Below are 11,946 nucleotides of genomic sequence, written 5' to 3'. Positions count from 1 at the left end.
GGCTCGTGCACCGAGCACGCGGACGCCGCGAAACGGGCCCGACCGCGGCGTGCACGTTAGAGTCGGGGCATGCGGATCACGTCGGCGATCGTCACGGGGTTGAGCCTCGCGCTGCTGCTGTCGGCGTGCGGCGGAAAGAGCGATTCGGACAACACCACCGGACTGCGGCCCCCGCCCAAAGTGGCGACGCTGGGCCCGTTCGTCGGCGAATGCGGCCACCTCACCGATGACGAGGTCCGCGACCTCGGCGGGCTCGGCAATGTCTCGCAGGTGTTCAAGAACGCGGTCGGCTGCAATTGGAAGGCCTCCGGATTGGGCTCGGCCAGCGTGACTTTCGCCTCCTACCGCGGCAGTCCCATCGACCGCGAGAAGGCGTGGGTGGCCAGCGTCGGCCGCAATCCGCAGACCATCGACGTCGGCGGCAAGAAGGGCTTCCAGGCCCTCGACCCGGCCGGCGCCGTCTGCGATCTCGCCGTGCAGCTGGACGACGACTTCTTCGAATGGTCCATCTCCTACGGCCTGTTCTCCTCCGGCAATCTGGGCAACCCGTGCGACCGCACCCACAAGATGGCGGAACTGACCGTGCAGAGGCTCGGATGAGGGGGATGGGCATGCGGCGGACCCACGGCGCGGCGCTGCTCGCGGCACTCGCACTGACCACCGCCGTCGCCGGCTGCGGCAAGACTGTCCCCGGCACCGCGCTGCCCGCGGGCGGCACCACCACCGACAGCGGCGGCAAGATCAATACCAATTTCGACAAGCTGCTGCGCGAATGCGATGTGGTCTCGCTCGACGACATCACCAAGACCGTCGGCGACGGCACCTACGTGAACCCGTCCTTCAACGGCGCGGTCTGCATGTGGGATCTGGAGGGCGGCACCTCCGGCAGCGGCATGATCACGCTCAACTGGTACGAAGAGGGTTCGCTCGCGAATGAGAAGGCCAATAACGACAAACTGCACTACGTGACCAACGACATAACCGTGCAGGGTCGCCGCTCACTCGAAACGCATCGCCCCAACGACCCCGACTCGTGCGGCGTGAGCGCACCCGCCGCCGACACGGGGATTGTCGGCTGGTGGCTCAACTATCGAGCCGGCTCCAACCACCCGGATCCGTGCGATGCGGCCCGCAAGCTGGTGGAGTTGACGCTCAATCTGTCTCGATAATCCCCTCTACCAGCTCCTGTGTGGGGACCCCTTTTTGCCCCCTGTAAACGGTGCGGGTATCGTGGACCGCTGTGCCCGGAAGCATTCGGGCAGGTTTGTGCGCGGTACGTAGGCCAGCGAGAGCGGCTGACCTCCCCAGCATGCCCGGAAACCGGGCGATGCATTGCGCATGACACGCCCGACCCCGTGGTGAGGAAATAGCGCGGGAACTGGGCCGAAAGCTCGAATGACCAAGACATGAAGTTCCAGACATCTGGTTACTAATAAGGAAAGCCGGTCTATGCCAACCATCAACCAGCTGGTCCGCAAGGGTCGTCGCGACAAGGTCACCAAGACCAAGACCGCGGCCCTCAAGGAGAGCCCGCAGCGTCGTGGCGTGTGCACCCGCGTGTACACCACGACTCCGAAGAAGCCGAACTCCGCGCTGCGTAAGGTCGCGCGTGTTCGCCTGACCAGCGCGGTCGAGGTCACGGCCTACATCCCCGGTGAGGGTCACAACCTGCAGGAGCACTCGATGGTGCTCGTTCGCGGTGGTCGAGTGAAGGACCTCCCGGGTGTGCGCTACAAGATCATTCGCGGTTCGCTCGACACCCAGGGTGTGAAGAACCGCAAGCAGGCTCGCAGCAAGTACGGCGCCAAGAAGGAGAAGAGCTGATATGCCACGCAAGGGCCCCGCACCCAAGCGTCCGCTGATCAACGATCCGGTTTACGGGTCCCCGCTGGTTACTCAGCTGGTCAACAAGATCCTGATGGACGGCAAGAAGTCGACTTCCGAGCGCATCGTCTACGCCGCGCTCGAGCAGGCACGCGAGAAGACCGGCACCGATCCGGTCGTCACCCTCAAGCGCGCGCTCGACAACGTCAAGCCCGCCCTCGAGGTGAAGCCCCGCCGCGTCGGTGGCGCCACCTACCAGGTGCCGATCGAGGTCCGTCCGGGCCGCGCCAACACCCTGGCGCTGCGCTGGCTGGTCACCTACTCCCGTGCCCGTCGTGAGAAGACCATGGTCGAGCGTCTGGCCAATGAGCTCCTCGACGCCAGCAACGGCCTGGGCGCTTCGGTGAAGCGTCGCGAGGACACCCACAAGATGGCTGAGTCCAACCGGGCGTTCGCGCACTACCGCTGGTGATTCGGCCCCCGGCTTTTCCGTTCGGAAGTGCCGGGAGTCGAGTCACAGTCCGGCGTGGCACGCAAGCGCCACGCCGGGCGTTGACAACGTGATGACCGCTGGCTGAAATTCTCGAAAGAGCGCCAGGGTCGTTCCCGAAGATCCCAACTAGCTACGAGCGGGGAAGATTTCCGTGGCACAGGACGTGCTCACCGACCTCAACAAGGTCCGCAACATCGGCATCATGGCCCACATCGATGCCGGTAAGACGACCACCACCGAACGCATCCTCTTCTACACCGGTATCACGTACAAGATCGGTGAGGTGCACGACGGCGCCGCCACGATGGACTGGATGGCGCAGGAGCAGGAACGCGGCATCACCATCACGTCGGCCGCGACGACCTGTTTCTGGAAGAACAACCAGATCAACATCATCGACACCCCGGGTCACGTCGACTTCACCGTCGAGGTGGAGCGTTCGCTCCGCGTGCTCGATGGCGCCGTTGCCGTCTTCGACGGCAAAGAAGGTGTCGAGCCGCAGTCCGAGCAGGTGTGGCGTCAGGCCGATAAGTACGACGTGCCGCGTATCTGCTTCGTGAACAAGATGGACAAGCTCGGTGCTGATTTCTACTACACCGTGCAGACCATCAAGGATCGCCTGGGCGCGCGCCCGCTGGTGATCCAGCTGCCGATCGGCGCCGAGGATTCCTTCGAGGGCATCGTCGACCTGGTCGAGAACAATGCCAAGGTCTGGCGCGGCGAGACCAAGCTCGGCGAAGAGTACGAGGTCGTCGAGATCCCGGCCGATCTGGTCGAGAAGGCCGCTGATTACCGTCAGCAGCTGCTCGAGACCGTCGCCGAGTCCGACGAGGCACTGCTCGAGAAGTTCTTCGGCGGTGAGGAGCTCTCGATCGAGGAGATCAAGGGCGCCATCCGCAAGATGACCGTCAACTCCGAGCTCTACCCGGTGCTGTGCGGTTCGGCGTTCAAGAACAAGGGCGTTCAGCCCATGCTCGACGCCGTCATCGACTACCTGCCGACCCCGCTGGATGTGGAGTCCGTCACGGGCCACGTTCCGGGCAAGGAAGATCAGGTTCTGACTCGCCGTCCGAGCGTCGAGGAGCCGTTCGCGGCCCTGGCGTTCAAGATCGCGACGCACCCCTTCTTCGGCAAGCTGACCTACATTCGCGTGTACTCCGGCCGGGTCGATTCCGGTGCCCAGGTCATCAATGCGACCAAGGGCCGGAAGGAGCGTCTGGGCAAGCTGTTCCAGATGCACTCCAACAAGGAGAACCCGGTGCCCGAGGGCGTCGCCGGCCACATTTATGCGGTCATCGGCCTCAAGGACACCACCACGGGTGACACCCTGTGCGATCCGCAGAACCAGATCGTGCTGGAGTCCATGACCTTCCCGGACCCGGTTATCCAGGTCGCGATCGAGCCGAAGACCAAGGCCGATCAGGAGAAGCTCGGCGGCGCGATCCAGAAGTTCGCCGAAGAGGACCCGACCTTCAACGTGAAGCTCGATCAGGAGACCGGCCAGACCATCATCGGTGGTATGGGCGAGCTCCAGCTCGATATCTACGTGGACCGCATGAAGCGCGAGTTCAAGGTCGAGGCCAATATCGGCAAGCCTCAGGTGGCGTACCGCGAGACCATCACCAAGACGGTCGAGAAGCACGAGTACACCCACAAGAAGCAGACCGGTGGCTCGGGCCAGTTCGCCCGCGTGATCATCTCTGTGGAGCCGTTGACCGATGCCGAGGACGGCGCGACCTACGAGTTCCAGAACAAGGTCACCGGTGGCCGCGTTCCGCGTGAGTACATCCCTTCCGTGGACGCTGGTATCCAGGACGCCATGCAGTACGGCGTGCTTGCCGGCTTCCCGCTGGTGAATGTGCGTGCCGCGCTGCTCGACGGCGCCTACCACGAGGTCGACTCCTCGGAAATGGCGTTCAAGATCGCCGGCTCCGCCGCCCTCAAGGAAGCGGCCCGCAAGGCCGGTCCGGTGATTCTCGAGCCGCTCATGGCGGTCGAGGTCATCACGCCCGAGGACTACATGGGCGAAGTGATCGGCGACCTGAACTCTCGCCGTGGCCAGATCCAGGCCATGGAGGAGCGCAGTGGTGCCCGTATCGTCAAGGCGCTGGTTCCGCTGTCTGAGATGTTCGGCTACATCGGTGACCTGCGGTCGAAGACCCAGGGCCGGGCCAACTTCTCCATGGTGTTCGCTTCGTACGCGGAGGTTCCGGCCAACGTGGCGAAAGAGATCATCGCCAAGGCAACCGGCGAGTAGAGCACAGCGACTGAGTATTCGGTCGCTGGGTAGTCTCTCATCGGTTTCAGATCGACCCCCTGTAATACACACCGCACTGCTGCAAAAAAGCACGCACTTAACTAGTCCAGGAGGACCACAGTGGCGAAGGCGAAGTTCGAGCGGACGAAGCCCCACGTCAACATCGGCACCATTGGTCACGTCGACCATGGCAAGACCACGCTGACGGCAGCGATCACCAAGGTGCTGGCTGACAAGTACCCGACGCTGAACGCGGCGTTCGCGTTCGACCAGATCGACAAGGCGCCGGAGGAGAAGGCTCGTGGTATCACGATCAACATCTCCCATGTCGAGTACCAGACCGAGAAGCGCCACTACGCCCACGTAGACGCCCCCGGCCACGCCGACTACATCAAGAACATGATCACCGGTGCTGCGCAGATGGACGGCGCGATCCTGGTCGTGGCCGCCACTGACGGCCCGATGCCGCAGACTCGCGAGCACGTGCTGCTCGCCCGTCAGGTCGGCGTGCCCTACATCCTGGTCGCGCTGAACAAGTCGGACATGGTCGACGACGAGGAAATCCTCGAGCTCGTCGAGATGGAGGTCCGCGAACTGCTGGCCGCTCAGGAATTCGACGAGGATGCCCCGGTTATCCGCGTCTCCGGCCTGAAGGCGCTCGAGGGCGACCCGAAGTGGACCGAGTCCATCGTCGAGCTCATGAACGCGGTCGACGAGTCGATCCCGGAGCCGGTTCGTGAGACCGAGAAGCCGTTCCTCATGCCGATCGAGGACGTCTTCACGATCACCGGTCGTGGCACCGTCGTCACCGGTCGTATCGAGCGTGGCATCGTGAATGTCAACGAAGAGGTCGAGATCGTCGGCATCAAGGACAAGACGACCAAGACCACGATCACCGGCATCGAGATGTTCCGCAAGCTGCTCGACAACGGCCAGGCGGGCGACAACGTCGGTCTGCTGGTTCGTGGCATCAAGCGTGAAGATGTCGAGCGCGGCCAGGTCGTCGTGAAGCCGGGCACCACGACTCCCCACACGGAGTTCGAGGGCCAGGCCTACATCCTGTCGAAGGACGAGGGCGGCCGCCACACCCCGTTCTTCAACAACTACCGCCCGCAGTTCTACTTCCGCACCACGGACGTGACCGGCGTCGTTACCCTCCCCGAGGGCACCGAGATGGTCATGCCCGGCGACAACACCGAGATGAGCGTCAAGCTCATCCAGCCGGTCGCCATGGAAGAGGGCCTGCGTTTCGCGATCCGTGAGGGTGGCCGCACCGTCGGTGCCGGTCGCGTCACCAAGATCATCAAGTGATTTGATCCACTGAATCACTGAAAGGGCCGTTCCCCTTGGGGGAGCGGCCCTTTCGCTATGTCCGGGGCCGGTCGGTATCGGTCTCCCCGGCGAAGGCCGAGTTGCCGTCCTCGTCGACCCAGTCGCTGATCGCGGTGCCGGAGATCATGCCGCCGCTGCCGGGCAGGACGGTGGTCGGGCGATCATCGCGGTAGGACTCGGCCATCTTGTGCGCCTGTTCGCGGTGCTTCTCGAGCACCTCCGGCTCCGGTGTCTCGGCGTGCGAATTCGGCGGTGTGGGCTCTGCGGCGGGCCCGTCGCCCGCGATATCCATGCTCTCTGTGCTCATACACCACGACTGCCCGTATGTGCCCGCGGCAAACCTGCGGCGGGTCGATGATCAGGCGAAAGGCGTCGATCCGAGCGGCCGCAGCGTCGCGCCGAGCAGCCGTCCGGAGTCGAAAGCGGCTGCGGCCGAGGGCATCTCACCGGGCCGGTTGCTGGTGAGGACGCGGGTGGCGGCGGTGCCGGTCATGGGCCTGCCGAGTGCGTCCATGCGGCGCAGCGTCTGCCCGGCGACGGCTTCGGCACTGTCGAAGACCCGGATGCCCGAGGGGAGTGCGGCCAGAATGGCGTCGATGACCAGCGGATAGTGGGTGCAGCCCAGGACGATGCCCTCGGTGTCCGCGGGGGTGCGCGCGGCGGCCCCGGTGATCGCCTCGGCGATGGCGGGCAGGTCACCGCGATCGATGGCGTCGGCGAGGCCGTGGCACGCGACTCCGGTGACTTCGGCGTCTCCGCCGAAGCGGGTGATGAGGTCGGCCTGGTACGCGCTGGCGGTGGTGGCCGCGGTCGCCCAGACCGCTACCTTCCGGCAAGCCGCCGCGGCGGGTTTGATGGCGGGCACGGTGCCGATCACCGGCACGCCCGGCCCGACCTCGGCCCGCAGCGGCTCCAGCGAGGTGACACTGGCCGTATTGCACGGCACCACAATGACTTCCGCGCCTTCGCGCAGTGCGGTGCGGGCGGTTTCGAGCACGCGTTCGGTGACCCACTGCTCGGGTTTCGGTCCCCACGGCGCGCCGTCGGGGTCCATCATCAGCAGCAGATCGATATCGGGCCGCAGTTTCCGCAACCACGCCCCCGTGGGCAGCATCCCCAGTCCGGAGTCTATGAGCGCGACGATCACACCTGTCACGGTAGTGAACATCCCACCTCGATCGCGAACCGTGTCCGCCCAATGGGTGGAATGAGCCGCCGAACGGCGCGGATCCACGCCGTTCGGAATGTCGGCCGGGACCTGTGGGCCGCTGGGCTCAGGAGACCGGCTGGGCTCCGGCGAGCTGTGCGCGCATCTTCATCACCTTGCCGGTCATACCGGCGCCGACAACCGCGACCAGGGTTCCCGCTCGGAACAGGTGGGCGAGGAACTTACGCCCCTGATCCTCGATGATCCGGACCTCGTCCGCGAGAGCCGGGCTGCCGAGCACCTGGATCTTCACGTTGTACTGATCGCTCCACACGTACGGAACATGCACGGCCGCAGGATGATCCACGCCGAGCAGGGCATGGGCGAGCGTTTTCGCCTGCTCGCCCGCATTGGTCCAGTGCTCGACCCGCCTGTTGCGGCCGCTACCGAGCCGCCAGGCGGCCACATCGCCGACCGCCCAGACGTCGTCCACACCGGTGCGGCCGACCTCGTCGGTGAGCACCCCGCCGCCGTCCGACGGCGCTGCCAGTGGGATGCCGGATTCGGCGAGCCACTCGGTGACCGGCGCCGAGCCGACGCCGACCACCACCAGGTCGGCCTCGACAACGCTGCCGTCGCTCAGCCGGACGCCCCGTACGGCCGCCTCCTCGAGCGCGCTGCTTCCGGTGGTATCCGCCTGAGCCGGACCATCATTCGCGGCATCGTGGGTGGTGAGCAGCGCCTCGACGCCGACCCCGCAGCGCACGTCGACGCCTTCCTCGCGGTGCATGCGCGCCACCAGCGCACCGATCTGTTCGCCGAGGGCGGCGGCCAGGGGAGTGGGCTGCGGTTCGACGAGGACGACGTCCACGCCGCGCGCGCGGAAGCTTGCGGTGAGTTCGCAGCCGATGAATCCGGCCCCGATGACCACGGCGCGCTGTGCGGTATCGAGGTGCTCGCGCAGTCCGGCGGCGTCGTCATGGGTGCGCAGCACGTGGACGCCACGGGCCTGCGGGAAGCTGGGAATGCGCCGGGGCCGCAGCCCGGTGGCGATGATGAGCCGGTCGTAGCCGAGGGTGCTGCCATCGCTGAGCGTCACCTGCCGGGCGTCGGTGTCGACGCCGGTGGCGGCCACGCCGAGCCGCAGGTCGATGCGCATTTCCTGGAAGAATTCGGCGGGCCGCAGGGCGGTGTCGTCCAGCTCGCCGCGGACGAACTGTTTGGACAGCGGCGGGCGGTCGTAGGGTGCGCGGTCTTCGTCGCCGAGGAGGGTCAGTTCCCCGTCGTAACCTGCGTGTCGCAGCTCCTCGGCGGTTCTCAGGCCGGCCAGTCCCGCGCCGACAATTAGAACGTGTTCTACCGAGTGCGACATATCGCACACCATATCGGTTCCAGAGGGGGCTTGACGCTGTGTCACGCACCACATCCGATCAGCTGCTGAATCGTAGCCGAGTGTTTATTGATCGGGCGGTCAATCAGGACTAAACCGGTAAGTAGGACATATTCTCAGTTCTCAGCCTTGAAGGAGGCACCCCATGTTCACCGAGAGCCGCACCCAGGATGCGGTGGCCGTCGTACTCGGCGCGTACACCGCTCTGTCTTCCCTCTGGGTTGCCCATAGTGACCGCGCCATGTGGACCCTGATCGTGCTCGGCGTACTCATCGCCCTCACCGGTCTCGGCCATCTCGCCAACGCCCTCACCGGCACCGCTCAGTACGCGATGGTCGTACTCGGTGCGCTGCTGTTCATCTCCCCGTGGGTGATGAATTTCCATGACTACACCGGCGCCTCGTGGACCGCGTGGGTGGCCGGTGCGCTGACCGCGGTGATCGGACTCGCGGCAGTGCCGGCGGTGTCGGGTCGGCTGCATACGGTGACACATCACTGATGCAGATGCATCGACCCGGAGCGGGGCGTCGCCGGACCCGGAGACTCGACGGCGACGCCCGTCAGCTCATTCTCGATGCCGCGGAGAAACTGTTCGCGGCACAGGGATTCGACGCGACCCCGACGGCTGCCATTGCCGCCGGGGCCGACGTCCCCAAAGGCCTTGTCTTCTACTACTTTCCGACCAAGGATGCGATTCTGTCGGCGCTCATGGCCGAACGCGTCCCCGCCGCTCCCATCGATGACATCGAATCCGTTGTCGCCCCTGGTGATCCGGTGAAGAGTCTGGTGAATCTGGATGCCGCGCTGAACCTGCGCGACAATCATTCCTCGGTATTGCGCGTGATCATGTGGCGTGAGGCCGATACCCATCCCGATGTGCGTAAACAGTTGCGCCGCATGCGTGATCAGCTGCTGGATGTGACCGCGCGGGTGCTGCAGGCCAGCGCGCCGGGTCCGGTGCAGCCGGGCACGCTGCGCGCCTGTGCGGCCGCCTGGGTTTCGGCCATGTTCGCCATTGCCAGCACCGATCGGCTGCACGCCCTCGACGGTGTGCCGATCCCGACCGGCGATGAGATCTTCCATGTGGCGCAGGTGGTCGCGGCGGGTATGACACAGCTGGGCTGATGTTTGCTGGCGTGTCGCTGCACACTCTGTCAGTAATCCACACGACACTCGTTTCGGGACGTAATCCGGTGCGGGTACTGCAATCTGTCGTGGAGGAACTGATGAGGGCCAAATGGTTGCCACGCATAATCGGCTACTGCGGTGTGCTCACCGTGGGGCTGGTGATCGCGGCCGTCGCCCCGGCGGCTTCGGCGGAGCCCATCTATCCCGTCGCGGATCCGGACCCGTTCTATGCGCAGCCCGCGGATATGGCGAATCACAGTCCCGGCGATGTGCTGGATTCGCGGGTCATGCCGCCGCTGCCGTACTTCCCGGACACCACCGTCACCATGATCAAGTTCCGCTCCACGAGTTCGGAGGGCGCGCCGATCGCCGCCGTCACCACGGTGCTGACGCCGCGTGAGCATCGCCCGGACGGCCCGGTGCTGTCCTATCAGCACATCATCAACGGTCTGGGCGCCCAGTGCGCGGTATCGCGGGTGCTGTATACGACGGACCCCAATCTCTTCGTGAAGGAATCCGTCGCCCTGAATGTGGCGCTGCGGCGCGGCTGGTCGGTGGCCCTGCCCGACCACCTGGGCCCGAATGTCGCCTACGGTGCCGCCAAATTGGGTGGTCAGATCACCCTGGACGGTATTCGCGCGGTGCAGCGGCTGCCCGAACTGCAGGCGGCGAACAGCCCGGTGGCAATGGCCGGATATTCCGGCGGCGGGATGGCGACGGCCTGGGCGGCGGCCATGGCGTCGAGCTACGCACCCGAATTGCACATTGCCGGTGCGGCCGAGGGCGGTGTCCCGATGAGCCTGCTGAAGATGGTGAATTCGCTTGGCATGCAATCGCATCCGGCGTTCGGCCTGGCGATGGCGGCGGCGATCGGCCTGGAGCGGGAGTATCCGGATCGGCTGCCGATCAGTACGCAGATGAATCAGCGGGGCCTGGCGGCGCGCAATGCCATGGCCAATGGCTGCACCAATGAGATCATGGCCGTCGGTGCGGGTCACAGCGCCGGCGAATTCGCCGCCAGCACATCGATGATCGACGATCCGGCGGTGCGGGGCGTGCTGGAGGAGAACAGCCTCGAGCTCTACGACGGCATACCGAATATGCCGGTGTTCGAATGGCATTCGCCCAGTGATCCGCTGATCCCGGTGGATGCCATCGTCAATACCGATCACCGCTACTGCGCGGCCGGTGTGACACTGGATATGGATATGAACGGATCGCCGGAACACCTGTCCGCCGCGGTGCTCGGTATGCCGTCCGCCCTGGCCTGGCTGGATGCCCGTTTGCGCGGTGAACCGGCCCCGACGAACTGCCGATAACAGTCAATCCCCCAATACCGTTGCTCGTGAATCGCTTTCGCCACAGCCCGACTCGCACGGGTTGCGGCGGGGCGGTAAGAATGTCGCCCATGGATGCCGATTACACCAACGGGCTGGGTTCGTCCCCGAACTCTCGTCAGGAGAGCTACCGTCTCACCCACCCGGATACCGCCGATCCGGGCGGTTCGCCGAACCCGGTGCTGACCGGCGTCGACACCGGTAATCACGCCATGCTCGGCCGTACCAGCCTGGACCAGCAGGAACAGCCGGTGCAGTGGTCGGCTCCGGTGACCCGCCGCAGCGCACCCGAGGTGGATTCGCCGATCCGCCGTTCGGTGCAGAACCTGGACGCCGTCCCGCAGTGGTCGGCCGATCTCGACGCCTCACCGCGCCGCGCAGCGCCCGATCTGGATTCCACGCCGCGACTGAGCACCTCGGAACTCGAGTCGATTCCCCGCCGCGCCGCCCCGGATCTCGATTCCGCGCCGCGCCGGGCCGCACCGGATCTGGATTCCACTCCGCGACTCAGCACTCCGGATTTCGATCTGTCCGCGCACCGCACGGCGACCGAGGTGGACGCCCCTGTCCGCCGCCTGCCCGCCGAGTCGGTTCCCCGCCGCGCCGCCCCCGATCTCGACTCGTCGGCGCATCGCGCCGTCCCGGATCTCGACGCGAGCCCGCGCCGCGCCGCGCCGGACCCGGAGCCCTCCCATCGCCGTGCCGCCCCGGAACCCGAACTGCCCGAACCGTCCCCGAACCCTGATGCCGCCAGAGCCCGCGAATTCCGCGCCGAGGACGCCCCCAATATCGATCTGCACCACATCATGAGCCTGCTGGTCGCCAGTCACGACCTCGATGTGGCAGCCCAGGCCGCCGAAGCCGAAGGCGCCGTCTCCGATCTGACCCAGGCCGCCCGCCGCACCCGCACGGCCGCAGTGGATCTCATCGCCGCCTGGTACGGCGGCCCCGAACATATGCGCAAATTCGGCGAGGTGCTGTTACAGGCCGCGGCTGAAACCGCTTGAGGCCGAGTGCCGTTCAACGGCACAGAGGGCA

General features: G+C 65.8%; 13 protein-coding genes. 10 read left to right on the top strand and 3 right to left on the bottom strand.

Annotation, left to right across the window (positions count from 1 at the left end; translation table 11 throughout):
* Positions 1-69: 69 nt before the first annotated feature.
* The 6 genes from OG326_RS40370 to tuf all read left to right on the top strand — a co-directional run bounded on the left by OG326_RS40370 (position 70) and on the right by tuf (position 5,885).
* Entirely contained in the window at positions 70-600 is a 531-nt protein-coding gene (locus OG326_RS40370; RefSeq protein ID WP_327142351.1) for a DUF3558 domain-containing protein, read from the top strand.
* Positions 601-611: 11 nt separating this feature from the next.
* A complete protein-coding gene (locus OG326_RS40365) occupies positions 612-1,169 on the top strand; it encodes a DUF3558 domain-containing protein (RefSeq protein WP_327142350.1) in 558 nt (185 codons plus the stop codon).
* Between the two features lie 280 nt (positions 1,170-1,449).
* A complete protein-coding gene (rpsL, locus tag OG326_RS40360; protein ID WP_297627061.1) occupies positions 1,450-1,824 on the top strand; it encodes a 30S ribosomal protein S12 in 375 nt (124 codons plus the stop codon).
* Between the two features lies 1 nt (position 1,825).
* The gene (rpsG, locus tag OG326_RS40355; RefSeq protein ID WP_297627059.1) at positions 1,826-2,296 is read left to right on the top strand and encodes a 30S ribosomal protein S7; all 471 of its coding nucleotides are present in this window, start codon (positions 1,826-1,828) and stop codon (positions 2,294-2,296) included.
* 172 nt (positions 2,297-2,468) lie between these two features.
* On the top strand, positions 2,469-4,574 hold the full coding sequence (gene fusA / locus OG326_RS40350; protein ID WP_327142349.1) for an elongation factor G: 2,106 nt from the start codon (positions 2,469-2,471) through the stop codon (positions 4,572-4,574).
* Between the two features lie 120 nt (positions 4,575-4,694).
* Positions 4,695-5,885, top strand: coding sequence for an elongation factor Tu (gene tuf, locus OG326_RS40345; protein ID WP_327142348.1), 1,191 nt, complete (start codon positions 4,695-4,697; stop codon positions 5,883-5,885).
* A gap of 55 nt (positions 5,886-5,940) precedes the next feature.
* On the opposite strand, the gene OG326_RS40340 is transcribed toward tuf, so the two are convergent.
* From OG326_RS40340 to OG326_RS40330, 3 genes are all read right to left on the bottom strand, one after another.
* Positions 5,941-6,213 carry a hypothetical protein gene (locus OG326_RS40340; RefSeq protein ID WP_327142347.1) on the bottom strand — a complete coding sequence of 91 codons (273 nt, stop codon included), beginning with the start codon at positions 6,211-6,213 and terminating at the stop codon, positions 5,941-5,943.
* A 51-nt stretch (positions 6,214-6,264) separates the two neighbouring features.
* The gene (locus tag OG326_RS40335; protein ID WP_327142346.1) at positions 6,265-7,053 is read right to left on the bottom strand and encodes a glutamate racemase; all 789 of its coding nucleotides are present in this window, start codon (positions 7,051-7,053) and stop codon (positions 6,265-6,267) included.
* 127 nt (positions 7,054-7,180) lie between these two features.
* Positions 7,181-8,425, bottom strand: a complete 1,245-nt coding sequence (locus tag OG326_RS40330) for an NAD(P)/FAD-dependent oxidoreductase (RefSeq protein WP_327142345.1) — start codon at positions 8,423-8,425, stop codon at positions 7,181-7,183.
* A 163-nt stretch (positions 8,426-8,588) separates the two neighbouring features.
* Here OG326_RS40330 and OG326_RS40325 point away from each other — a divergent pair, with 163 nt between their 5' ends.
* The 4 genes from OG326_RS40325 to OG326_RS40310 all read left to right on the top strand — a co-directional run bounded on the left by OG326_RS40325 (position 8,589) and on the right by OG326_RS40310 (position 11,915).
* Positions 8,589-8,942, top strand: a complete 354-nt coding sequence (locus OG326_RS40325) for an SPW repeat protein (RefSeq protein ID WP_297610141.1) — start codon at positions 8,589-8,591, stop codon at positions 8,940-8,942.
* 5 nt (positions 8,943-8,947) lie between these two features.
* On the top strand, positions 8,948-9,568 hold the full coding sequence (locus OG326_RS40320; protein WP_327146747.1) for a TetR/AcrR family transcriptional regulator: 621 nt from the start codon (positions 8,948-8,950) through the stop codon (positions 9,566-9,568).
* 101 nt (positions 9,569-9,669) lie between these two features.
* Positions 9,670-10,890: a lipase family protein gene (locus tag OG326_RS40315; RefSeq protein WP_327142344.1), complete on the top strand. Its 1,221-nt coding sequence runs from the start codon at positions 9,670-9,672 to the stop codon at positions 10,888-10,890.
* An 89-nt stretch (positions 10,891-10,979) separates the two neighbouring features.
* Complete coding sequence (locus tag OG326_RS40310; protein ID WP_327142343.1) at positions 10,980-11,915, top strand: hypothetical protein; 936 nt, start codon at positions 10,980-10,982, stop codon at positions 11,913-11,915.
* The last annotated feature ends 31 nt before the right edge of the window (positions 11,916-11,946 follow it).

Source organism: Nocardia sp. NBC_01327, from assembly GCF_035958815.1.
Taxonomy (GTDB): domain Bacteria; phylum Actinomycetota; class Actinomycetes; order Mycobacteriales; family Mycobacteriaceae; genus Nocardia.
Note: the sequence above shows the minus strand (reverse complement) of the source record. Positions and strands in the feature narration are given on the sequence as shown.

Excerpts from the sequence above, each read along its gene's own strand:
- OG326_RS40370 (WP_327142351.1), top strand. The coding sequence starts at position 70 with ATGCGGATCACGTCGGCGATCGTCACGGGGTTGAGCCTCGCGCTGCTG.
- OG326_RS40365 (WP_327142350.1), top strand. The coding sequence starts at position 612 with ATGCGGCGGACCCACGGCGCGGCGCTGCTCGCGGCACTCGCACTGACC.
- rpsL (WP_297627061.1), top strand. The coding sequence starts at position 1,450 with ATGCCAACCATCAACCAGCTGGTCCGCAAGGGTCGTCGCGACAAGGTC.
- rpsG (WP_297627059.1), top strand. The coding sequence starts at position 1,826 with ATGCCACGCAAGGGCCCCGCACCCAAGCGTCCGCTGATCAACGATCCG.
- OG326_RS40340 (WP_327142347.1), bottom strand. The coding sequence starts at position 6,213 with ATGAGCACAGAGAGCATGGATATCGCGGGCGACGGGCCCGCCGCAGAG.
- OG326_RS40330 (WP_327142345.1), bottom strand. The coding sequence starts at position 8,425 with ATGTCGCACTCGGTAGAACACGTTCTAATTGTCGGCGCGGGACTGGCC.
- OG326_RS40325 (WP_297610141.1), top strand. The coding sequence starts at position 8,589 with ATGTTCACCGAGAGCCGCACCCAGGATGCGGTGGCCGTCGTACTCGGC.
- OG326_RS40320 (WP_327146747.1), top strand. The coding sequence starts at position 8,948 with ATGCATCGACCCGGAGCGGGGCGTCGCCGGACCCGGAGACTCGACGGC.
- OG326_RS40315 (WP_327142344.1), top strand. The coding sequence starts at position 9,670 with ATGAGGGCCAAATGGTTGCCACGCATAATCGGCTACTGCGGTGTGCTC.
- OG326_RS40310 (WP_327142343.1), top strand. The coding sequence starts at position 10,980 with ATGGATGCCGATTACACCAACGGGCTGGGTTCGTCCCCGAACTCTCGT.